The organism is Vibrio sp. 10N.261.51.F12 (assembly GCF_041471725.1).
GTDB lineage: Bacteria > Pseudomonadota > Gammaproteobacteria > Enterobacterales > Vibrionaceae > Vibrio.
Window position 1 is genome coordinate 29,855 of record NZ_JBFROV010000036.1, and the last position, 23,742, is coordinate 53,596.

Below are 23,742 nucleotides of genomic sequence, written 5' to 3' on the forward strand. Positions count from 1 at the left end.
TATTAGTACCACCTTGATTCATTATTAATGACTACTTTATTGAGAGTGCATTGCTGACAATGCCCAAACTTCCAGTGTGGCCTGCCCTGTGACAGAGACACGAGTCGCCGCTTTGGGGGTAAACACTCGGCTCGTCATAACAAACTCACCGTGATTGATAAATATTTCTACCGACGAAGCATCCGCTAGAATGTGCAGTGCCACCTTGTCAGCCATATCCACCCCTGCTAAGTGCAGGCTGTGCTCAGGAATCACCAACTCACGCACCGTGTCACCTTCTCTAAGCAAAGTACGGCTTCTATCCAGTCGTAGGATACGAGTCGCCCTATCTAATGTAATCAACAGTTCATTATTGTCATCTTTGAACAGAGCAAGCTCACTGTCCCATTCCAAGTCTACTTTTAACTCAAATGACTTGGTGTGCAGATCAACGGACGAGTCTGATAGCGTCATCTCTTGTCGAGCTTGCCGCTGTTTTTGTTGCTCGCGAATTGGCTGTTGAATGAGTTGACCTCCCTGATAGGTTAACTCACGTAATCCAGTAAGTTGATGGACCCATCCGTTTTCAACGCTAGGCTGGTTTACTTCATCAGGCAGCCCCATCCACCCAACCAGAACGCGTCGCCCATCGGGGGTTTCTAGCGTCTGTGGCGCATAAAAATCAAAGCCATAATCAAGCGCACTAAACTCAGACAGCGTGATGTCACCCGCTGCAGATAGTTGCGCGTGAAAAATCCCATTGTGATGCGGAACCGTGTGGTGAGGGTTTGAAGATTGAATCCCTTGCGGGCCTATCACCGCGAGCCATTGCCCATTGAGTGTAAATAAGTCAGGGCACTCCCACATGTAACCGAACTCCCCCATTTCGTCACCGCATAAATCGTGAAAAGACCAATCATGCAAATTGCTCGATTTGTACACGGCCAAACGACCGATTAAATCTTCTCGTTGAGCACCAAGTAACATTAACCATTCGTTGTTATGATAAATGACCTTGGGGTCTCGGCAGTGCGGCGTGACCTCAGGAGGAAGCGTGGCAATCACTGGGCCTTTTTTATCAAAGTGCACGCCATCTTTAGAAACGGCTAGGCATTGTGTGGTGTGGCGGTCTCGTTGTTCACCAATACGAGTATTGCCTGTGTAGAACAACATCAACTCATCACCATGGCTCACGGCATGGCCTGAGAATACGCCGTGTGAATCAAACCAATCTGACGGAGTTAACGCCAATGGTTGAGTATGCCAGTTCACCATGTCAGTGCTGGTTAAATGCGCCCAATACTTATCTTTGTGCAGACACGAATACGGCGACCATTGATAAAACAGGTGGTATTGACCTTGATGAAAGACAAATCCATTGGGATCATTGAGTAGTCCTTGCGGCGGCGCAATATGCCATTGAGGTCGATATTCACACGCTGTTGGCAGGGCACAATGACTCGCCATTTCTGTTTGACGCAACGCAATGCGTTTACCTACGTCGAGAAGATCAGCGTCACTTAACGAGGTTGGTTTATTAAAAGCGAGCTGTGATAGCGCCGTATCAATGCCAATACATTCGCGGATAGATGAAGAGAGTTCATCATCCTGCATCGTAATTAAGGCCAGTTCGCGTACCTCAAACAGCAGGCGATCATCAGGAACAAGAATGCGCGTTACATTCTCTATTCCACCACACACTTCTATAAAACCAGTTAACGACATAGTTACACTCACAAAGACATTAATTTTTTGGGAACGATTGCAACATTAATTGCAACGAACAAAAATTACAAGTTCATTTAGAATAACCCCATTAAATCTGTGACCACACAAGTAAAAACACAAGGATTCGCGATCAAACAAGGCGGCACGAATACACAAATGCGTTCATGTATTCGTGTTAGCGGCTCATTCGGTTCGCTCGCTTCTTATCCATGTCATTTGTCACATGAACACTAGCATGTTTCTCGGTCAACACTCTTAAATCCCAGCACCATTTTACTCATATGCTGTTGTTTACCATCGATTAAATCCAAAAGTACCTGCGCAGAAGATTCTCCAGCAGAATCAAAAGAATAATGGAAGGTCGACAAAGATGGGGTACAAATACTACTGAGTTCGTCATCCCCAACACCAAGCACTTTCACATCTTTGCCGGGAACTTTACCTGCTTGTTTTAGCGCGTTCATGGCACCCAAAGCAATTCTATCTGTGGCACAAAATATCCCATCAACCGTTGGATGCGTGTTGAGTATCGATAGCATCTGCTCATAACCTGAATCGATCGAAAACTCTCCTCGGCTATGAAACAAAGGTTCACCTAGCCCAGCAAACTGTGTCGCTTGCAATAATCCTTGGTAACGCATTGAATCTACAGCAATATCTTGACTCGCCACACCGATAAATCCAATCTTCTTCGCTCCAGAATCAACTAAGCGTTGTCCTGCAACAAACCCCACGCGGCTGTCGTCATGGATCACGCTGGGAATATCGAACAGCGATCCGTCTTGACCCACCAATACGACGGGCACGTCGGACTGAGTGATGACCTTGACGAGTTCTTTATCAAGGTGTGTCGCGTAGAGAATAATGCCTTCGACTCGCTTCTGATTAAACAGGCGAATAAACTCCACTTCTTTGTCGTTATTGTGCTGGCTGTTTGCCAACAACACGTACTTCCCGGCTTGCTCAAACACCTGACTCAAGCCATCAACGCCTTGTGACACCGCGCCTGAAGAGACCGTAGGCACGATGACGCCAATGAGATTTGTTCGTTGTAATTTCAGATCTTTAGCAACCTGGTTAACAAAATAACCGCACTCTTCAATGGCTTTCTTTACCTTTATTTTAGTGCTCTCTTTTACGCCGTACTCATCATTGACAACGCGGGACACCGTGGACTTCGATACGCCTGCCAATTTTGCCACATCGTGTAGACTTGCCATGAATTCATCAGCCTTTCTGTCTTTCCTGCAATTGATTGCAAGTTTGACAACTAATAACCCTGAAAGATAGGGGTTTGTGATCACATTCAATCTCGTTAGACGCCAAATAAGTCGATCTTTGTCATGTTTTTAACCATTAAATTTTGACTAACGATCGATTTTGCCGAAAAATCCATCTTGCAAACGTTCCCAAAAAAAGAAGCGGCTATCTATTCCAAAAAGAATAATCAATACGATAACCACATCCAGTACCAATGAAATACATACCAGATATTCGGAGTGAATGATGAATTACCCTGCTGTAGCAAAAGAACTGTTAGCGTTAATTGGAGGGAAAGATAACCTCGCCGCCCTCGCCCACTGCGCCACGCGTCTTCGTCTGGCAATAAAAGATGAGTCTTTGATTCAAGAAGACGCCATCGACAACTTGGATGGTGTAAAGGGCCAGTTTAAGGTCGCAGGTCAATATCAGGTCATCTTCGGCTCTGGCATTGTCAATCAGGTACACGCTGAGATGGCTAAACTCACTGGCATGAGTGATATGTCGACCAGTGAAGTTGCCTCCGCTGGCGCGCAAAAACAAAATATTGTTCAGAAGGCCGTCAAAGGATTATCCGATATTTTTGTTCCAATCATTCCGGCGATTGTTGCCGGTGGCCTGTTGATGGGTGTGTTCAATCTGCTCACCGCTAAGGGACTCTTCATTGACGGGCAATCGTTGATTGATGCTTACCCTGGTATGGCTGATTTAGCCAGCATGATTAACACGTTTGCGAATGCCCCTTTTGTTTACCTACCTGTTTTGCTTGCATTTTCTGCCTCTAAAAAGTTTGGTGGCAACCCATTCCTTGGCGCCGCACTGGGTATGCTGATGGTTCACCCAGACTTACTAAATGGCTGGGGCTTCGGTGGAGCAAGTGTCTCTGGCACGGTCCCGACCTGGAATATCTTTGGTTTTGAGATCCAAAAAGTAGGCTATCAAGGCTCGGTTCTGCCCGTCCTAGTATCGGCATTTATTCTCGCGAAAGTGGAAAATGGACTGCGTAAGTTCATTCCGTCGGTACTTGATAACTTACTGACACCAATGCTGGCTATTTTTATCACGGGCTTTTTAACGTTCACGATCGTCGGACCTTTCACTCGCGATATTGGCTTTTTACTCGGCGATAGCTTGAACTGGCTGTACGACTCAGCCGGTTTCGTGGGCGGTGCTTTATTTGGTTTCATCTATGCGCCGTTTGTCATCACGGGTATGCACCACAGCTTCATTGCTATCGAAACCCAACTGTTAGCGGATATCGCGATTACGGGAGGCACATTTATCTTCCCAATCGCAGCAATGTCTAACATTGCCCAAGGCGGAGCAGCCATCGCCGTTGCATTCACCACAAAAGATACCAAAACGAAGGGCATTGCCATGCCATCTGGCGTGACTGCGTTACTCGGCATTACGGAACCTGCAATGTTTGGTGTCAATTTGAAACTACGCTATCCATTTATTGCAGCAATTTGTGCGGCAGCAATCTCAAGCGCGTTTATTACCATGTTTAATGTCAAAGCTTCTGCGCTTGGGGCGGCGGGCTTACCAGGTATTATTTCGATTCGCCCTGGCGACCTGATTTATTACGTCGTAGGCATGGTCATCGCATTTGTTGTGGCTTTTGGTTTAACCGTTATTCTTGGTGCTCGCCAAAATGCGAAAGAGCGCTCAGCCAAGCTTGCAACTGTGTAAACTCACCGCCTAAGCACAATAAAAGCGAGATAAACTCGCTTTTATTGTGCTCAAGTCCAAGACTTAAACTTAAACCTTCAGACTCGGCCTTAAAACGTTAAGGCCGGAGTACCTTAGTACTGCCATTGTTAAATGCCTTATCGTCTTTAAATCTTCAGAACGCTGGTAAATGGCCAAGTCTAGGCACTTATAAGACCATGGCCAGATAGCCAAAGATTAATACCAACATCGACGTGAGAGCATAAGGTACCGGGTAACCCACTGCCGGTATGGCACTTTGACTGGCGTCTTGAGCACCTTTCATTGCCGGCGTACTATTGCGAGCACCCGCGCAAGCCCCCGCTAGAATGGCAGGGTTCATTTTCCTAAAGTACAGGCCATACAACCAGGCAAGTAATGGTGGCAGCAACGCGGCGACCAGTCCAAGCACGGCAATTTTGACGACGATAATCCCTTGAAACGACGACAATATCTTAGGGCCCACAGTGGCGGCTAGCACAGCAACGAACAAGCTTAAGCCAATATCTTGTAGAAAACTTCTCGCGCCCTCACTCATCGGCCCGCCGAATGCAGGGTTTCGGGTTCGTAAGAAAGAGAAAATAATACCCGTTAGCATACACCCTGCCGATGTCCCTAGAGCAAAAGGAATACCGCCAAGGCTGACACTAAAGTGCCCACAGATATACCCAACCAACAACGATATGGCGAGGTAGAAGGTTTCTGTAATCGTGCTTTCTACAATAGGCGCACTGTTCAGTTTTTGTGCCGTTTGTTTCACGCACCAGTCTGAGCCGGCAACCCTTAGCACATCGCCCACCTCGATGACGGTTTGTGGCAATAAAGGCATTTGATGGCCTTGGCGGAACAGCGCTTTGATATAAATACCAAAGCCAACTTCGGTTCCGATATCCGTCAATGGCTGACCAATATATGGTGATTTGCCAAGGTGAAGGTCGGCGACCTCAATATCTACATTCCTAGCGCGAGGCTCATCGACCTCAGCACCCACCTCTTTACTTCCGCCTTCGATAAGCGTGTGATAGCTGCCTCTTATGCCAATAATGTCATTCATCTGTAAGGTGGGGTTATCGGCTGCGTCCAGAACCTCATCTCCGCGCACGAGTTTTAAAATCGCAGCATGAGGGAATTGATGAAATAACGCTTGAACACTCTGCCCCACTAATTCTTGGTGCAACACTTGATAGGCTCGAATATCCAGAGGCAGAATCCCTAAATTTGAAAAGCCGCTGGTGCTGGGCAAAGGCTCGGCATCCCCACCCGCTCCAAACTCTTCCTCTGCCTCTTTTGCCGCTTTAACGGGATCTCGATGGAACAGCGCAGGCAAGTATTTAATCAGAAGAATAATGAAAACCGTCGACAAGACATAGCTGATGGCATAACCCGCTGCAATATTCGCGCTAACTTGGTCCAAGGTAATGCCTTCCGGTGCTTTAAACGCTCCAGAGCTGATCGCCGATTGCGCGACACCCATCACCGCTGTCACCGTGTAACTTCCCGAAATAATGCCAGCGGCATACCCCGGTGCAAGGTCGAGCAATTTCGCACCAAAATAGACGATGATGAAATTACTGCACACCACAATCAGTCCAATGACGACGAAGTCGATGCCCCCTCGAGCCAAACCGGAGAAGAATTGTGGTCCGACTTTCATGCCAATGGCATACATAAACATCATCAAGAAGATATCGGACACTAGCCCCGGTTCATCAATTCTCAGACCATATCCAGAGTAGGCTGTCAGGGCAATCGCGATGCCGACAATCAAGGTTCCCGCTGTCGAGCCCAAACTGACACCTTTAATTGAGACCTTACCAAGTGGGTAGCCGACAGCAATGGAAAGGAATAGGAAAACAAATGGATTTTCAGCGATATAGTGGATCACTGAGAAAGGTAGTTCAGAAATATTCATGTTCACGTTCCCGTAGAATGAGACAAAGTCGTGAAAGCAGTTATCTGCACACACAATGCGCGCGATAGGTAATGACTAGCTAGTCATAGGTAATTGAAGCCGCCACGTCAGGCGGCTTTTTCTTAAGGAGCCACTTATTCTTGTCTTATTTAAAGCGCCATTTAACCATGATTGAAGCCTGCTGATTCTTCCGCATCACTACCATGAGTAATCGGATGTTTGGCAAAGAATTCCACGCAGTTCTTAAGGTCAGAAACCAACATATCGGCTTGATCTCGGCTAAATCCATGACGCACTAGTATTCGCATAATAACAAGATCTTCACGCTTGGGCGGCATCGCATAAGCGGCAATTTGCCAGCCACGAGAACGGATTCGGTCTGATAAATCAAACAGGTTAAAGCCCGGGTCTACGCCTTCTTTTAGCGACCAACTCATTGCCGGTATGCCCCCTTTTCCATCGTAAATAATGTCAAACATGCCCATTTTTTCGATTTCAGATGACAGGTAAATCGCGGTGTCATAACAGGCTTGGTGAATCTTTCGATACCCTTCTTTACCTAACCGTAAGAAGTTGTAGTATTGCGCCACAATTTGACCGCCCGGCCGAGAAAAGTTGAGCGCGAACGTGGGCATGTTGCCGCCAAGGTAGTTCACGTTAAAGATCAAATCTTCATGTAATTCTGCGGCGTCTCTCCATACAATCCAACCCACGCCTAAAGGGCTCAAGCCAAATTTGTGGCCAGAGGCATTGATCGACTTAACCCGAGGTAAACGAAAATCCCATACAAGCTCAGGCTGGCAAAATGGTGCCAAGAAGCCACCGCTTGCCGCATCCACGTGAATTGGAATATCAAGCCCCGTGTCTTGTTGCAGTTTATCCAATGCGTCGTGAACCTCTTTTACAGGCTCATATTGACACGTAAACGTTACGCCCAATGTCGGGACGACGCCGATGGTGTTTTCATCACAGCGTTTTATCACTTCTTCAGGAGACATTAATAAGCGGTCGCCTTCCATTGGTATCTCACGCAGTTCGATATCCCAATAACGAGCAAACTTATGCCAACAAACCTGCACAGGGCCGCAGATCATATTCGGTTTATCGGTAGGCTTGCCCAGCTTTTTCATTTTGTCACGCCACGCCCACTTCAATGCCATGCCACCGAGCATCGCCGCTTCGCTTGATCCAGTGGTTGAACACCCTAGCGTATTCTCTGCGTCAGGCGAGTTCCATAAATCGGCCAGCATATGCACGCATCGAGATTCAATCTCCGCCGTTTGTGGGTACTCATCTTTGTCTATCATATTCTTGTCGATACACTCATCCATCAATTGGTGGATTTCGTCTTCGAGCCATGTCTGACAAAAAGTGGCAAGGTTTTGGCGAGAATTACCATCCATAAACAGCTCATCATGCACAACTTGGTAGGTATGATTCGGGGCATGCTCTTGGTCAGGCATCTTGTATTTAGGCATAGAAATCGATAAATCTCGTGATGAATAAACATCATCTAAAAGGTCATTGCGAACTGAATCTTTTGCATGAAGAGGCATTATTCGTGTACTCCTAATAGTCACTATCTTGGCTTTATTTGAATGACAAATGGTTAATTGCTAAGAAATCAGAGTAAAGATAGAACAGAGCACCCAGACCAACAATGCTCACACGCAGAAGATAACAACCCGAAAATAGCGTGTTGTCGTCAGTAAAAACTGACAAACGGCTAGCCCAAAAACAAATCAGGCTCAATAGAATTATTTTTCATTATAAAAATCATTATGTTATAGCATTACGTGTTTAATTTACTTTGTTATCAATAATGACACCTGTTTTATATGTGTCTATATGATTATTTGTGATAAATGCTACCGCTGTCATACATACTCACTATGTCAGGGAGAGATGATTAAAATGGCTGTGCCAAGTATCAAAGCAAGTGATCTCAGCAGCAGCCCTTCTGGTTATTAGTTCATGGTAATGATCCGACTGATCCCTACCTCGTCAACAAAATCACGGTCATGACTCACTAAAATGAACGCCCCCTTATAGTAACGAAGAGCGTTTGCAAGTAGCTGTTTTGATTCAATATCTAGATGGTTATCAGGCTCGTCTAACAATAGCAGCGGTGTTTTAGGAATATGGCTCACAATTAGCATCGACAGCTTCATTTTTTCACCCCCGCTGAGATGCTTGGTTTTGCGATGCACGGTGTCTCGCCGAAAGCCCATTCCTGCCAGCAAAACCCTTGCAGTGCTAACCGTTAACCCATCACTGCGCGTAAGCAGATTTTCCAGCAACGACGTTTCGTTATCCAGTAACCCGAAATGCTGGTCAAGGTACACTGTATTGTCATAGCATCGAATATCGCCAGACTCTGGTGCCGCGCCATTGGCAATGGATTTGAGCAAGGTGGATTTACCGCAGCCATTCTGCCCTTGTAAGCGCACTCTTTCTCCTTGCGTCATGGAAAACGACACGAGGTTACCGCAACCATACTTCAACAAGCACTGCTCAATAGACAGAAGAGTTCGCTTCTTGCCGTTATCAGAAGGCGATAGGTACATGGCTTGCGGTTTTAGCTGCTCTTTTTTTGCTTTTAATGCCTGCAGTTTCTCGGCATTACGAGCTTGCTGGTTTCTCTGAGTTATTGCGGCGGCCCCTTTAGTCCGCCCCGCTTTATCCTTCATTGCGTCCATTAAGATCTTTGGCTGGCTTCCAGACCTTCTGAGTCGATTACCTTTTGCTTCACGTTGCTGTGCTTTTTCCTGATTCACCTGCGCTTGGCGTTCGAGTTTCTTTTGCTCTGAAGAGAGGTGCGATATTTGCTTATTCAACGCCGCCGATTGAGCAGTGGACTGCGCGAAGTAATCGTCATAACTTCCTTTAAAGTAGTCAATACCCAGGCTCGTCAGTCGATAGATTGCATCAACATGACGCAACAAACTTCGGTCATGAGTGATGACAAAGACTTGCCCCTCAAATTGCAAGCACTGCTCAATTAACCACTCACGGCCTAAGTCATCGAGGTGATTGGACGGTTCATCAAGCAATAAGATCGCCGAATTTGATTCAAACAATTGGTGTAACTGCAAGCATGCCAATTGACCACCACTAAGCGTATGGCACAAGGCATCAAGATCAGGCGTGATTCTCAACGTTTCCAACTGAGCCTTTACGCGCTCTTCTAAATGCCAATCCTCATCCACTAGGTCAAAATGCGCTTGTTCATAGCGACCTTCACTGATAGCAAGTAAGGCTCGACGTTTTTCTTCAATGCCTAAGAACTCTGCAACAGTGATCGTTTGAGTGAGTAAAGACGAGGGTAACTGAGAGTAATAGCCTAGCTTACTTTCTAGAGTCGCAACGCCGGTGCGAGTTAGGTTCACTCGGTTGGTCATCTCATCTAAATTTGGCGTTGCTCTGGGATGGTGCCCAGGGCGATTAACAACCCCTTGCGTCGGTACTAGTAAGCCAGCCAATAAAGAAAACAACACCGACTTACCGACACCGTTTCGCCCTACTAGCCCCGTAAACCGGTCATTGAGACTAAAGCTGAGATCTTTGAACAGCCACTCCCCTGTCTCTAATTGGAATGACAATTGATGAGCGGCTAATGTTTTATCTGCAGGTGCTTCTTTGTGAATCGACCGAGTTTTATGAGTCGCCGGCTTTTGATGAGTAGATAGTGCTTTACCAGTAAATCGTGTTTTTGTTGATTGTTTAGGCATGAATGCCCTCCTTTTACGAATATCAGTAAAAGGGGTCACCATTTTTTACAATGGCAGAGCGTTACTTAAGCTGGTGTTATTGTGTTGACGTATTGCTGATTAAATACGTCCTGACGATCCATAGCATGAATCAAAGGTCACAATAATACCGTAGTGCAAGATAGATATGACGAAGTAACGCCCACTAACCCCGAGAGTCCAAAAATATGATGTTCATTGGATATCGAGATGTTAGTACTTCATTATGGCGTTAATTCCTTAAGAGATGATGACCCAATCTTATCGACAAACGAATGAAGAAGTCAATATGGCGCTGCTACCCTTGCCTCATTGGCCTAAGTGGAGTGCAAGTCGTTGTGTCGGCTTATGACGTTGTGTTTTTCTATACCAAAGTGCCCCAAAATCCAGTCGGACACTTGAACTTATCACCATGGGCTTACTCTTGACAACGACACGCGTCTTGAAGCGACAATAACCAACACAATATGATTATTCGCAGTTTTTTTGACCATTAACAACTTTCTGAGATCTTGGCAGTATTATTTTTGAAGATTGAAGACTATCCTTAGATTAGAAGTCAAACATGAGGGCATAGTGATGAAATATAAACATATCTTAGTCGCGTTAGAACTGTCGGAAGACAGTAATGTACTCATTGATAAGGCAGTATCTATTGCCCAACTCGTCGATGCAGAAGTATCGTTTATCCACATCGATGGCACGCATGGGGAGATATATCCTGACCTAGTGGACATACAAGCGGAACCTGACAGACAACCGCTAAATGCTCACGCCAATGAGATGCTAGTGACATTTCAACAATACACCGACTTTCCAATTAAGCGCTTTTTAGTCGGTACCGGAGATTTAGGTGACAAGCTAAATGCCACCATTAATGATAACGGAGTGGATCTATTAATTTGTGGGCACCACCACGATTTTTGGAGTCGCATCGTGTCTTACTCTCGTCACCTCATCAACAAATCACCGGTTGATATACTTGTTGTCCCTATCTAGCTCAATGTCGTAATAAGGATGAACGCAAAACGTTCATCCTTAATTTTAGTTCAGCGCTTCACGCGCTCTACCCCGGCATCGTATTCATAACCGTAACGTAGTGATGGTACCGCTACTCATTACTAGCGACTTGCAGCACAATTTTTCCTGTATGCTTTTTGTCCAAAAAGACTTGTTGCGCCAGAGCGATGTCTTCAAGCAAAAAGGTTTGCGCCACAAGCGGTTTAATTTTTCCTTGCTCAATACAATCGACTAGGTTCTGAAAAACCTCAGGTTCAAGTACGGTACAACCGAAAAAGCTAAGATCTTTTAGGTATAAGGTCCGAACATCCAGTTCCACCATCGCGCCACCAATCGCCCCTGACACCGCGTAACGCCCTTTGGGCCGCAGTACTTGCAAAAAAGTCGGCCATTGAGAACCCGCAACCAAATCGATAACCACATCGACACTGTTTTCACCCAATATTTCAACAAGATCATCGTTTCTTTCTACGACCTGATCCGCCCCAAGATCTAAGATTTGTTGATACTTACTTTGGCTAGTTATAGCAATAACCATCGCCCCTCGAGCTTTGGCTAGTTGAATCGCCGCCGAACCTACCCCGCCGGATGCACCTGAAATCAGTACACGGTCTGATGATGTAACACCAGCTCGGGTCAGCATGTTTTCAGCCGTAGAATAGGAACAAGGAAACGAAGCAAGTTCACGGTCAGTCAATGAGCTATTTATCGTATAAGCATGCTTTTCAGCCACGACTGTGTACTCAGCAAAACCGCCGTCACACTCTGATCCAAAATACCATGCTGGGTTTTGTAGAGCTCCATTCGCTTCCGATAGACACGGCTCGATGATGACCCTATCACCAATACGCGACTCCGATACATTTTGACCCACCGCTACCACCATACCGCAAACATCTGCACCTTGAATTCGTGGCAATTCAAGCGCGTTACCCGACCAACTTGCATCTGATGTATTTCCCGCATTTTTCGAGTACCAACCAATGCGAGTATTGATATCGGTATTATTAATGCCAGCCGCCGATACTCGAACAAGAACCTCATTTGGTTTGGGTGTTGGGACAGTAATATCGTCGCGATATTCAAGCATTTCCGGACCACCATGGCCAATAAGTTGCACCCCTTTCATTGTCGTTGATATTGTGTTCATTAAGCGGTTTCCTCTAAAATTTGTATGACGGTTGTTTTGGCTGACACCACGGCCTCTGCCCCCAAGACTGGCCACGCACTCGACACTCCTTCGTGCAATAGAAACAGCACAGTAGACAGCTCAGTATGCTTACTTTGCTGCCCTAGAAAATGACGCACGGCTTCCTTATGATTCATTACCGCACCAGTAATGAGGGCGTTATCAGGAAATGCCGCAATGGCATTCATCGACAAACAGCCATGTTGCGCGTACGCCTGCATCCACTGCTCTAGCTTGGTAAAAACGTGAACAGTAGCTTCAACATTTGATGAAAAAGGCGCGTCTTCAAGCAAGAAAGAGAGGTAACGTTGGTGACGGTATTCAAGTGCGCCAACAATCATGGCTTCCTTAGATGGATAGTGTTTGTACAAGGTACGAAGGCTGACGTTACACGCGACTTTAAGTTGAGCAACGCTGGGCTCTGCAAACCCGTGTTGGCTAAACGCCATTTCCAAACTCGCGGCTATTTGTTCTTTAAGCATCTGATTTACCATTAAGTAGAATACTTGTTCTACTTAATGGTAGAGCGTTCGCTCTACCTGTGTCAATATTTTTCGTAGCACAGCAAAATAATGCCTTCAAAGAAATAGAGAGCGTGACAAAGCACATAAGAAAAACGACTTAAGTTTAAAATTAGAAACCATAAATTAAAGGTAAATGCTGAGTAATTCATGAGGATAAAAACGAAATATTGTCGCCAACGCTTTCATGGAAAAGCGAGGTGTGAAAATTTTAGTACGACTTACTTACAATCCCTGAGCGGACATTGGCATGGCGTAGAATACCGTCCAATATATCCGTGATATTTGTCCGTGCCAGTACATATCAAGACGCCAATTGATGTTGTGCTTGAATGCCAGCTTTCAGCCATTTACAAAACATGTCGACCTCGTAACGGTTCGCTGTCATTGGATTCGAAACTAAATAGTGGTTGCTCTTACTCATTAGAACTTTAGGGTGTATCTGCACTAGGTCTCCTTGCTTAAGACTATCTTCAATAAGTAAACTCTTAGCGATGAGCATGCCATGCCCTTGGATCGCCGCCTCCATAGATAAGTGAGTGCTGTCAAACTGCAGCTCTGGTTCGGTAAACGGAACACCAAAAAGTATCGAATGCAGCCAGTCTTTCCAACTCTCGTTGTAGCTGTAAGTTTGAATCTTTGGATATGTCGCAAGTATTTCTATAGGCTGTGTGCAATCATATTGACGAATAAAGCTTGGGCTTGCGACTGCGATCCACTGTTCTTTAATTGAAATATTTTCTGTTAATGGATGATCCCAATTTCCGTATCCATTTATAATCTCCACATCAATATCTTTAGAAAATTCTGGATAATTACGTGTTGTTGTAATAAATTTAAAATTAATTAGTGGAAATCTACGTCTAAAGTCAGACAATCTTGGAAACAGCCACGCATAACAAAACGAATGTTATATTCTAATTGTTATTTTCTCTTTTTCTTTTTCAGAAAAAATTTGCCTCGCACCAGAATGTAAATTATCTAATGACTCAGTCACTATAGGTAAATAAAATCTAGCTTGCTCTGTTAATTCAATATTATTCCCTGTTCTTGTCAACAGCGTTGAATCAACAAATGATTCTAGAGTTTTTATTTGTTGACTTATTGCAGAGCGACTAACATTTAGCTCAACTGCAGCCTTGCTTAAACTTCCATGCCGAGCAACGGCTTCAAATACACGCAGTGAACCAAGTGGAGGAATATCTCGGTTGCTTTTTCTCTTGTTGCATTTATCAAGCATGATACACCCTCATACATTCATTGTATTTCAAAGACATTATCACAAATCACACTTACCTATAATTAAATAAATGTTACGATGAAATATATTAAAAACGACAATATAAATCCCATAAGATATAATGCTAACGGTGAAGTGTTCCTTGTTGATTCGTAAAGTAAATATAACTCTCTATTTCACATTTATTTAAAAGACTCACTTTACATTTGGACTACACCAAACAAAGTGAGATATATCATGTTTAAAAAAACGGTTCTAATTCTGTCATCAATTGCAATAATTTCTGGCTGTGGCTCTGAATCCGAAACAATATCGGATGTTAACAAAGAGAAAAAGGTCCTTATTTTAGGTGTCGATGGCGTTTATTATGACTACATTAGTGATGAAATAAATGATGAGATCAATAAGCCATCATTACCCAACTTTGATCTGCACCAGTAACACTGGACACTCGGTTAAGCGACATTTTGTTTTTCAAAGTTAATTGGACTAAGGTATCCAAGAGCACTGTGCCTTCTTGTCTGATTATAATCAACTTCAATATATTCAAAGACGGTTTGACGCATCTTTTCTCGGGTCATAATAGGCTCATATTGGATCGCTTCGACTTTCAGGGAGTGGAAGAAGCTTTCAACACATGCATTGTCCCAACAATTTCCTTTTCGACTCATGCTTTGCCTTAATTTATAGGCGGTTATGAGTTCGCGATAGTCATTCGAGCAGTATTGGCTTCCGCGGTCGCTGTGTAAAATGACACCCTCAGGAAAGCCTCGACGGAACAATGCCATTTTTAACGCATCGCAAACAAGTTCCGCTGTCATACGTTCATTCATAGACCAACCGATGACTTGCTTTGAATAAAGGTCGATAATCACTGCCAGATACAGCCAGCCTTCACTCGTTGCAAGGTAGGTGATATCTCCCGCCCATTTCTGGTTTGGCCCTGTGGCATTGAAGTCCTGAGCCAAGAGGTTCGGGGAAATTGCTTTAGTATGATTGCTATCGGTTGTGAATTTGAACTTCCTTGCGGCTTTGGCAACCAAGCCTTGGCGCTTCATGCTTTGCGATATTGTCTTGATGTTGTAAGGGTGTTTACCTTCTTCCAAAGCTACCTTAATGCGACGAGCACCATCACGCTCCTTGCCGTCGACAAAGGCTTTCTTTACGTGGTTATCAAGCGCGTAACGAGCAAGTTCACGTGGTGAAGCATTGTGGCGGCTTTTCAACCAGTGATAAAACCCACTTGTTGAAGGTTCAACCATAAAGTTAAACGCAAGTGATGAAAATACCCGCAATGACACCCGTAAATTAAGTTTCACTAATGATGAATGGGTCTACGTGGTTGTTAATATGAATCTAGACGATGATTCTACCTCTGGAATATACCTTTACGAACCTGAATCTGATCACTTTTCGAACTTTGCAGAACTTGATTTGAGTAATCTTACAACATTAGCAACGGAATACCCTGTTAATGTCGGTGAAGACGGTACAGGCACATACAACAGTGGTACCGAGCTAGAAATTAGCGTTGCTGACCTGATTTCGTTCAAGCAATCTTTATCCGTACCGCAGATACGTGCGCTACAACAAACTCAGAGAACACCGCTGTAACTTAAATCAACAGGTGCTAATTATTCAGTAAGCATCAATATCGATGGTGAGTGTGGTGGTTATGGCTATGGCTAACACCACACTCTCGATTAGTTATTAGCTATTAATTATTAGCTATCCGTACCTATTGGTTAAGACATCGATTAAGAAAGGGTTATGACTACTCGTCACCCACAAATACGCGTTTAAACCACAAATCAGCTTCTAATCCACAGTCACCGCTTACTTAACGGACGGCGATCGTACCCTGTCGGCTAGGTCAAGTAGATGTAAAGTGGCTTCTACATGTTGTGGGTAATCGGAAAATTTTTGTAAACGATCAGCCGTCATCTCAAACAGGTCATCTCGAAGCTCCCAATATAATGCCGATGTATGCAGCATTGCGCCCAATGATTTATATACGTCTAATTCATAGACCATCATGAGTTTATCGATTAGCTCATCGCGAGCACTAGCCTCTACATGGGGAGACTCCATCGCACTCATTATCGCCGTGTAGCGTTCGCTGCTGGTCATTGTCACCATGAGTGGCTGGGTCTGTGCTGCTAACTCAGAAAGTGATTGGTGAATCAAAGCTAGCCAACAGGCTTGTGTAAGGTCAGCGGGTTCAAGCTCGTCATACTGGTCACGGATTTTTGATTCTATCGATTTCTGAGCTTTTTTCAGTACAGAGCGACAGGTTTGAAATGGCAGTTGGTATTGCTGGCAAAGATCCACAATTAAGACATGAAAGCCACCTTTAGGAAGGTGTAGTGCGGCTTTGAATGTCGCGATAGCGTTTTCTTGTTCTACAGTCAGGTTGCTCATTTCGTTTATCTTCTCAAATACAGTGTGGCTCGGTTTAGGGCCCCATCTTAACCAATAGTGCCTCCTCTATCGAGTATTCCTCATGACTTATCGATAAGGGGGCGATTATATCGTCCTTGGCAATCGTCAAAACGGTTATTCAACACGCTAAAATGAATGACAAGCACTCTACAGGTGCAAAGAAAACATTACAGATAGAAGCACTCCTTATTCATTTAACCTATTGACAGCTCAGCCTAATGAAAAACACTTTTATCATCATAATAAAAAACCAACAAATCATGCCGACTCTATTACTTCAGTTATCATAAACACCTAATACACTCATCATGACAACAAATTATTAACAGAATACTTTGCGCGAGTTCTATCAATCTTCCTCAACAAATTCCCGCACAGTATATTTCCAACAACACAAAATATGCACCTACGTGATTAAGATCCGACCACTCAAGGTTCTGTCAATTGTTAACAAATTAGAAGCATGAGGAAAATGAGAACAAAAAATCAGCACTTAACAACATTTTGATGACAAAATTTAGAAAAATGCACTATTCACACTTCCATCTATAATCACAAACTGGTTTACTTGTCACGATCGTAGCGCCTACAAAAACTTTAGAAAGTGTATACATAAAAATACACACACATTTTTCGGCGCCAAGAATAACAAACACAACAAACAAAATTTGGAGTTACCCGTGGCAACGAGCAACACAAACGCAGCACCCCGTGATAATTGGGGATCGAAGCTAGGCTTCGTAATGGCCGCAGCAGGTTCTGCTGTAGGTCTAGGAAACATTTGGAAGTTCCCTTACACAGCAGGTGAAAATGGCGGTGGTGCTTTTATCGCTATTTACCTTGCTTTCGTTATTTTTATTGGCTTTAGTGTCATGTTGACTGAATTTGCCGTTGGTCGTAAGACTGGCCGTTCAGCTGTAGGCGCTTTTAAATCAACTGATGGTCGCTGGACCTTCGTTGGTGTCATTGGTGTATTGAGTGGCTTGCTGATTATGGGTTTCTACCCAGTAGTAGGCGGCTGGGCACTTGCATATGTGTCAAAAGTGTCGACTGGACTGCTTAGCACACCAGATGCGATTGGCGATAGCTTCGGTGCTTTCATTACTGATCCACTTCAGCCATTGATGTGGATGGGTGTTTACCTCTTCCTTAACGTTCTTATCGTAAGTCGTGGTATCTCTGGTGGTATCGAGAAGGCAGGCAAGATCTTAATGCCTATCTTATTCTTGATTCTTATCATCGTATCAGTAAAAGGCTTATCTCTTCCTGGAGCAATGGCCGGTGTTGAGTTCCTATTCAGCCCTGACTTTTCGAAAGTTGACAGCGGTGTTGTACTAGCGGCACTTGGACAAGCGTTCTTCTCTCTTAGCCTTGGTATGGGTTGTATGATTACCTACGGCAGTTACTTGAAGAAGAAAGAAAACCTCGTTCAAACTACCGCTATGGTTACAGCAATGGATACCAGTGTTGCTATCCTTGCGGGTGTTGCTATGTTCCCAGCGATGTTTGCCCTGGGCATGGAACCTGCTGCTGGTCCTGGTCTTGTCTTCGTTGTTGTTCCTCAGCTGTTTGCTGAAATGGGCGGCATGGGACTTCTATTTGCACTACTGTTCTTCGTTGGTCTAACGGTTGCCGCTCTAACCTCTTCTGTTTCTCTATTAGAAGTGGTTGTGTCTTACCTTATCGATGAGAAAGGCATGAAGCGCTCTGTGGCGGTACTGTCTGCTGCATCCGTAATGGCGGTGCTATGTGTCTTTGCATCTCTATCTCTAGGTGGCGTAGGTCCAACTCTGTTTGATACCGGAGCCTTTGACATCTTCGACTTACTAACAGATAAGATCTTCCTTGCCGTTGGCGGTATGTTGGTATGTATCTTCGCTGGTTGGAGATTGACTCGTGAAGAGCTTGAGAAAGAAATCACCAACGATGGTAAGTTCTCTTTCCCACTATTTGGTCTTTGGTACAACCTGGTTAAGTTCGTTATCCCTGTAGCAGTAGCAATTGTTGCAATGGCGGGTATCTTAAGCGGATTTGATAGTGGTAAAGGCCCAATTATGCTAATGGGTATTGCTATTATCGCGCTAGCAGGGTTTGCTTCTAAGAAGCTATAACTCTAAAGAAACACCGAAAAAGGAAGCCAAAAGGCTTCCTTTTTTTATGCTATTTATTCAAGCAATGCACTACCATTCAAACCACCACGCTAATTAGCTCTTTTGGTCTTTGCCATTACACGTTAGACTTGCCTGCTTCGCATTATTCACACTGTAAACTAGAGATAGCACCATGCCAATAAACCCCCTCGCCGACTCCGTTATTGTGCTCGATTTCGAAACAACGGGCTTATCACCAAATCAAGGTGACAGAGCGATTGAAATCGGCGCAGTAAAACTAGAGAACGGACAGGTCATTGATCGTTTTCAATCGCTGATGAATCCGGGGTTCCGTGTTAGTGGGTTTATTGAAAACTACACGGGTATCACTAACAGTATGCTGGTCAATGCACCAAGCTGTGAAGAAGTCATGGCTGAGTTTTCTGATTGGATCCAAGGCAGTAACCTTGTGGCGCATAATGCTTCGTTCGATCAACGTTTTTTAGACGCAGAGCTTGCCAATATTCAAGCAACCTATGATGGTAGTTTTGCGTGTTCGTTGTTGGTATCTCGTCGCCTGACACAAGAGGCATCCTCTCATAAATTGGGTGACCTTGTTCGTTATCATAATATCGACAACGACGGTGTATTTCATAGAGCGTTAGCGGACGCTGAGGTCACGGCTTCATTATGGCTGGTCTTATTAAACGAGCTTCAAGCCCAACATGAATTCACCAACCCAACGTTTTCATTGATGCAAAAACTGTCAAAAACGCCTAAAGCATCGGTAAAGGCCTTCTTAGACAAATACTCCGTCGCTCACTCTTAACGCCATTAGCCATTAACCATTAACCATTAACCATGTTATTTGTCAGATCCACCACTAACCATTGAGTACCCTATGAATTCTCGTTTAGCTGAAATGTTTCCTATTGGCGTGCGCTTTATGGTGTTGTCGGCCCTTGGCTTCGCGTTAATGTCGGCTTGTGTAAAATATGTCAGTAGCTATGGGCTTCCCGTTTTTGAAATTGTTGCAGCAAGGGCGCTCGTTTCTTTGATCATTAGCTATGGCGATGTAAAACGTAAGGGCATCTCCATATGGGGAAACAATAAAAAACTGTTGTTGGCTAGGGGTACGGTAGGCACCATGGCCTTGATGTGTGTGTACTATTCCATTACCACACTGCCGCTTGCAGAAGCGACGATTTTGCAATACACCCACCCTGTTTTCACGGCCCTCCTAGCGTTTCTCTTTTTAAAGGAGCGCGTACAGTTTTCTACGATTGTTTGCATACTTTTATGCTTGTTAGGCTTATACGTTATGGTATACCCGACACTTGGCGCGAGTGGTAGTAGTGAGCTCCCCCTATTTAACGTTGGCATCGCGATTTTAGGTGCATTCGGTAGCGCCATCGCTTACGTTATCGTTAAAAAACTGAGCGTCACCGAAGACAGTTCCGTCATTATTTTTTACTTCCCGCTGGTTGCGCTCCCGCTTTCTTTGCTTCTAATTGGCGATGACTTTGTCATGCCGGATTTGACACTGACGTTCTTGCTCATCCTTGTTGGTATTTTCACACAAATTGGCCAACTCGGCTTAACTAAGGCCATGCAAACACAAGCGGCAGGCAAAGCCTCCGCCTATGCGTATGTCCAGATTGTCTTTTCTATTATTCTTGGCGTCATTGTATTTAATGAAAGCCCATCAGGGTGGACCTATGCGGGTGGCATTTTGATTGTTGTCGGCGCGTTAATTAACGTCTTTGGCAAGAGCGCATCCCTTCCTAGAAAGTAGCGCCTAGGGCGTGGTAATTGGGCTTGAAAATATTAAGTTGAAAGCCAGCATTTACTGGCTTTCAACGGTATTACTGCTTTGACCGAGTTTATTTAATCGCCACTTCGGCGTAGGTTGCTTCCACACCATAAATCGGCGTTGCTGAGTAGGTAATGGTATCGAAGTTAATCGTGTCTAAATCCAGTTTACGAATGGTTGGGTTGTCGTAAGTACGGAAGTAGTAAGCCTTGTCTTCAATGTCAACCACGTTGCCATATGCGACAATTTGTGGGAGTGGCGACAAGAATTCCCAATACATTGAACCTGACACTAACTCCATGTTATTTAACATAGAAAATGCTCGGTTAATCCCTTCATCACGACGGTCGTTCGCGGGTTTATTGTTATCGTAGGCCGCATTCAACGCCGCTATTCGAGAGAAACGGTCCTCAGAGCTGGTACTGAAACCTGGAAAGATGGCTAAGGTTTCTGAATCGCGATCATTCACTTTTTCAATGGCCGCCTTAGCCAGTTTTTCTTGCTCAGGATAACTTGGATCGTTGGTCATTACACCGAGCGTGTTTTCGTAAACCACGGCTTCGCCATTGACGTGTTCAATCACGACTGCACGCTCACCGTCATTAATCGCATAGTGGAAAGCAACCGTTACCCCATTAAATTGCTTCATGTCTTCGTAAACAACCGTCAGCGACTTCGCAATCTCAACCGCTTCATCGGTTGATTTCGCGTTCCCTAACATGGTCGACACAATAGAAAGTGACGTTGCATCGCCTTTTTCTGTGTCTGAGTACTCGGCCGCCCAAAAACCCAAGGCTTCAATACTGACACCTTGTTCATTTAAACCTGAAGAAATCATTTGAGTGTCACCATGGCGTATGCCAACGAAACCGTATTTTGAGGTTGAGTCACGGAATTCGTGGCCACGTGGGACCACAATTAGGTTTTCTTCGGTTTCCATCGGCAGTTCGTTAGTACGGCTGATAAAATGATGACCATTAGCATCGGTGATGTAAGAGTAAGAGCAAGCCTGTGCTGTGGCAGTGAGACCCACGGCGGTGGTAGCAGCAAGTGCTAATGCGATGATTGATTTTTTCATGAGATACTCCGAATGGTGTTTAGTTTGAGTGTGTTATCACTCTAAGTCGTTTGATGGAGCTATCATGCACTCGAAAAATCAATTCATAAAATCGCAATAAACAACATTAGGTAGTCTATAATAGGGAAAACGATTAAGAGATGCCTATGGATTTTTCATTATCACAATTACAAGCTTTTGTTCTAACCTACGAAACAGGAAGCTTTAAAAGTGCGGCGATTCGCTTAGAGAAACGTAGCCAAGCGATTGCAAAACTAGTGGCCACAATGGAAGAAAGCTGTGGGGTTTTACTATTTGAGCGGCACGTACGTCGGTTAGAAGCTACCGAGCAAGCCCAAAAGCTGTATAAATTGGCGAAAAGAGTACTGTTAGATTCTGAACAAATCGCTGAGATGCTAGAGAGTTTTGAAGAAGAGCTACCCACCAGTTTTACGCTGGCAATAGACAGCCAGTTAATGAGCTCTAAAATAACACGTTGCTACAAGGCGGTATTAGACGCGATCCCAACCATTGATCTTGAAGTATTAGCAGGCAACACCAAGCAGATCAGTCAGTGGGTGCACGATGGCACTGCCGACATGGGACTCAGGGCTTCACCTTTTTCCTTAGATGATGACCTTGTCACCGTCAGCGCATTTAATTTCCCCACCATTTGTATTGCTCATAATAACCTTATCCCACGCGGCGCCGTTATCACCGGTCAAGAGCTATCGAGCCTGAGCCAGATTGTGCCTAAGTTTGTGTTTCAATATGGGCTTGATAAAGGCCATGTACAGAGTGACAGGGTTATCATTTCAAACAACTTGCAAGCAACCGTTGAGATGGCAAATGCTGAAATTGGCTGGGCAGTCGTGCCTGAATTTAGCGTCAAGAAGCTCATTGCAGAACAAAACATTTCTGAATTCTATATTGAAGGGTCCGTTTCTGTTGTTTGGACCGCTGAGATCATCTACCAAAGCGATGATAAACTCACTCTTGCAGGCGATATTTTCACTCAACACGTTCAAGGTCTAGAGCAGGAAATCAATAAACGTTAAAAGCTGAGGTTTTGTAGTTGCTGGGTGAGTAAGTCCCCCGCTAAGCTAAGATCCTCCTCACTTAAATAAATCAGCTCTGCAGACCAATAAATTGGGGAGGCACCTTCAATCGTAAAACTAGCAAAGGTGCCATTAACAAGCTGATCCCGTACCATAAACTTAGGAACGACGGTCCAACCCATGCCCTCTTCAACAATAGAAAGGGTCTGTTGAAGGTTATTTGAGATAATGGGCTTGTCGCTAAAGACGTGCTGTTTTTGATGGTTATAGTGATAAACAAACTTAGGGACAACCTGAGCCATTTGTGACGCTTCATCTTCCGATATCACAGCGCCGTTGTTCACTAACTGCGAAGAAGCAATATTGATCATTTCAAAATTGAAAGCCGTTATTTTTACCATTTCGCCTTCTACTGAAAAGGGGTAGAAACGCAGAGCCACTTCCACCTTCTTCTCTGTCAACCAATCAAACATTTCTGTTGTGCTGCCCGTATGTATATCTAATTGTAATTCAGGGGACGCACTCAATAGCTCTCGAAAGCACGCCATGACTTCAGGGCAAACCAACATACTATCGATTCCCACACTCAAACGTGTGGTTTCCTTTCGTTCAAAACGTCTAATGGTGCTTTGCACTTTACCGCTATTAACTAACGTTCGGTTCATCACTGGGTAAAGCTTACGAGCGACTTCTGTAGGTTCTAAGTGCCTCGTTTTACGCTCAAAAAGAGTGATGTTGAAGCTCTCTTCCATTGAGCAAACTAGCTTGGTAATGACTTGGCGGCGTTTATTGAGCTGTTCAGCGGCGGCTTTAAAGCTGCCAGATTCATAAGTCGCAGTAAATGCTTCCATTTGAGCAAGTGAAAAATCCATGTCGAATGCCTGTCATTAATCATCAGATCCCCATCATGCCATAAACAACCAAAGGGTGCATCATGTGTGTTTTTACGTTCATTTTTCACAGGCATAATAGCA

General features: G+C 44.5%; 19 protein-coding genes and 2 pseudogenes. 8 read left to right on the top strand and 13 right to left on the bottom strand.

Annotated features, from left to right (window positions below; translation table 11 throughout):
* Positions 1 to 36: 36 nt before the first annotated feature.
* Complete coding sequence (locus AB4405_RS18405) at positions 37 to 1,704, bottom strand: glycoside hydrolase family 32 protein (RefSeq protein WP_372062261.1); 1,668 nt, start codon at positions 1,702 to 1,704, stop codon at positions 37 to 39.
* 233 nt (positions 1,705 to 1,937) lie between these two features.
* Positions 1,938 to 2,927, bottom strand: a complete 990-nt coding sequence (locus AB4405_RS18410) for a LacI family DNA-binding transcriptional regulator (protein ID WP_372062263.1) — start codon at positions 2,925 to 2,927, stop codon at positions 1,938 to 1,940.
* 286 nt (positions 2,928 to 3,213) lie between these two features.
* On the opposite strand from AB4405_RS18410, the gene AB4405_RS18415 reads away from it, so the two are divergent.
* A complete protein-coding gene (locus tag AB4405_RS18415; protein WP_372062397.1) occupies positions 3,214 to 4,659 on the top strand; it encodes a sucrose-specific PTS transporter subunit IIBC in 1,446 nt (481 codons plus the stop codon).
* 187 nt (positions 4,660 to 4,846) lie between these two features.
* Here AB4405_RS18415 and AB4405_RS18420 read toward each other — a convergent pair whose 3' ends face one another.
* The 3 genes from AB4405_RS18420 to AB4405_RS18430 form a co-directional block, all read right to left on the bottom strand.
* On the bottom strand, positions 4,847 to 6,589 hold the full coding sequence (locus tag AB4405_RS18420; protein WP_372062264.1) for an aspartate:alanine exchanger family transporter: 1,743 nt from the start codon (positions 6,587 to 6,589) through the stop codon (positions 4,847 to 4,849).
* A 161-nt stretch (positions 6,590 to 6,750) separates the two neighbouring features.
* The gene (locus AB4405_RS18425) at positions 6,751 to 8,145 is read right to left on the bottom strand and encodes a glutamate decarboxylase (protein WP_372062266.1); all 1,395 of its coding nucleotides are present in this window, start codon (positions 8,143 to 8,145) and stop codon (positions 6,751 to 6,753) included.
* Between the two features lie 411 nt (positions 8,146 to 8,556).
* Complete coding sequence (locus tag AB4405_RS18430) at positions 8,557 to 10,320, bottom strand: ATP-binding cassette domain-containing protein (protein WP_372062268.1); 1,764 nt, start codon at positions 10,318 to 10,320, stop codon at positions 8,557 to 8,559.
* Between the two features lie 597 nt (positions 10,321 to 10,917).
* On the opposite strand from AB4405_RS18430, the gene AB4405_RS18435 reads away from it, so the two are divergent.
* Positions 10,918 to 11,337 (top strand): universal stress protein, encoded by a 420-nt coding sequence (locus AB4405_RS18435; protein ID WP_102532590.1) that lies wholly within the window; start codon positions 10,918 to 10,920, stop codon positions 11,335 to 11,337.
* Between the two features lie 112 nt (positions 11,338 to 11,449).
* Here AB4405_RS18435 and AB4405_RS18440 read toward each other — a convergent pair whose 3' ends face one another.
* The 4 genes and pseudogenes from AB4405_RS18440 to AB4405_RS18455 form a co-directional block, all read right to left on the bottom strand.
* Complete coding sequence (locus AB4405_RS18440) at positions 11,450 to 12,508, bottom strand: alcohol dehydrogenase family protein (RefSeq protein ID WP_372062270.1); 1,059 nt, start codon at positions 12,506 to 12,508, stop codon at positions 11,450 to 11,452.
* Entirely contained in the window at positions 12,508 to 13,029 is a 522-nt protein-coding gene (locus AB4405_RS18445) for a TetR/AcrR family transcriptional regulator (protein WP_102532588.1), read from the bottom strand. The genes AB4405_RS18440 and AB4405_RS18445 overlap by 1 nt, the downstream gene beginning before the upstream one ends.
* 343 nt (positions 13,030 to 13,372) lie before the next feature.
* Positions 13,373 to 13,966 (bottom strand): annotated as a pseudogene (locus tag AB4405_RS18450) (LysR substrate-binding domain-containing protein); the annotation flags it as partial.
* A 12-nt stretch (positions 13,967 to 13,978) separates the two neighbouring features.
* Positions 13,979 to 14,308: a LysR family transcriptional regulator gene (locus AB4405_RS18455; protein WP_372062271.1), complete on the bottom strand. Its 330-nt coding sequence runs from the start codon at positions 14,306 to 14,308 to the stop codon at positions 13,979 to 13,981.
* A gap of 237 nt (positions 14,309 to 14,545) precedes the next feature.
* On the opposite strand from AB4405_RS18455, the gene AB4405_RS18460 reads away from it, so the two are divergent.
* On the top strand, positions 14,546 to 14,749 hold the full coding sequence (locus tag AB4405_RS18460) for a hypothetical protein (RefSeq protein ID WP_372062272.1): 204 nt from the start codon (positions 14,546 to 14,548) through the stop codon (positions 14,747 to 14,749).
* A 14-nt stretch (positions 14,750 to 14,763) separates the two neighbouring features.
* Here AB4405_RS18460 and AB4405_RS18465 read toward each other — a convergent pair.
* Positions 14,764 to 15,558 (bottom strand): annotated as a pseudogene (locus tag AB4405_RS18465) (IS3 family transposase); the annotation flags it as partial.
* Positions 15,559 to 15,658: 100 nt separating this feature from the next.
* On the opposite strand from AB4405_RS18465, the gene AB4405_RS18470 reads away from it, so the two are divergent.
* Positions 15,659 to 15,922: a hypothetical protein gene (locus tag AB4405_RS18470; protein ID WP_372062273.1), complete on the top strand. Its 264-nt coding sequence runs from the start codon at positions 15,659 to 15,661 to the stop codon at positions 15,920 to 15,922.
* Positions 15,923 to 16,144: 222 nt separating this feature from the next.
* On the opposite strand, the gene AB4405_RS18475 is transcribed toward AB4405_RS18470, so the two are convergent.
* Positions 16,145 to 16,729 (bottom strand): hypothetical protein, encoded by a 585-nt coding sequence (locus AB4405_RS18475; protein ID WP_372062274.1) that lies wholly within the window; start codon positions 16,727 to 16,729, stop codon positions 16,145 to 16,147.
* 701 nt (positions 16,730 to 17,430) lie between these two features.
* Between AB4405_RS18475 and AB4405_RS18480 the strand changes: the two genes are divergently transcribed.
* From AB4405_RS18480 to AB4405_RS18490, 3 genes are all read left to right on the top strand, one after another.
* Positions 17,431 to 18,861 (top strand): sodium-dependent transporter, encoded by a 1,431-nt coding sequence (locus AB4405_RS18480; protein ID WP_372062275.1) that lies wholly within the window; start codon positions 17,431 to 17,433, stop codon positions 18,859 to 18,861.
* A 172-nt stretch (positions 18,862 to 19,033) separates the two neighbouring features.
* Positions 19,034 to 19,669 (top strand): PolC-type DNA polymerase III, encoded by a 636-nt coding sequence (locus AB4405_RS18485; RefSeq protein WP_372062277.1) that lies wholly within the window; start codon positions 19,034 to 19,036, stop codon positions 19,667 to 19,669.
* 72 nt (positions 19,670 to 19,741) lie between these two features.
* Positions 19,742 to 20,635, top strand: coding sequence for a DMT family transporter (locus AB4405_RS18490; RefSeq protein WP_102532261.1), 894 nt, complete (start codon positions 19,742 to 19,744; stop codon positions 20,633 to 20,635).
* Positions 20,636 to 20,723: 88 nt separating this feature from the next.
* Here the strand turns inward: AB4405_RS18490 and AB4405_RS18495 are convergent, their stop codons facing one another.
* The gene (locus AB4405_RS18495; protein WP_372062279.1) at positions 20,724 to 21,731 is read right to left on the bottom strand and encodes a linear amide C-N hydrolase; all 1,008 of its coding nucleotides are present in this window, start codon (positions 21,729 to 21,731) and stop codon (positions 20,724 to 20,726) included.
* Between the two features lie 146 nt (positions 21,732 to 21,877).
* On the opposite strand from AB4405_RS18495, the gene AB4405_RS18500 reads away from it, so the two are divergent.
* Complete coding sequence (locus tag AB4405_RS18500; RefSeq protein WP_372062281.1) at positions 21,878 to 22,768, top strand: LysR family transcriptional regulator; 891 nt, start codon at positions 21,878 to 21,880, stop codon at positions 22,766 to 22,768.
* Here AB4405_RS18500 and AB4405_RS18505 read toward each other — a convergent pair.
* Positions 22,765 to 23,640 (bottom strand): LysR family transcriptional regulator, encoded by an 876-nt coding sequence (locus tag AB4405_RS18505; protein WP_372062282.1) that lies wholly within the window; start codon positions 23,638 to 23,640, stop codon positions 22,765 to 22,767. The genes AB4405_RS18500 and AB4405_RS18505 overlap by 4 nt on opposite strands.
* Between the last annotated feature and the right edge of the window lie 102 nt (positions 23,641 to 23,742).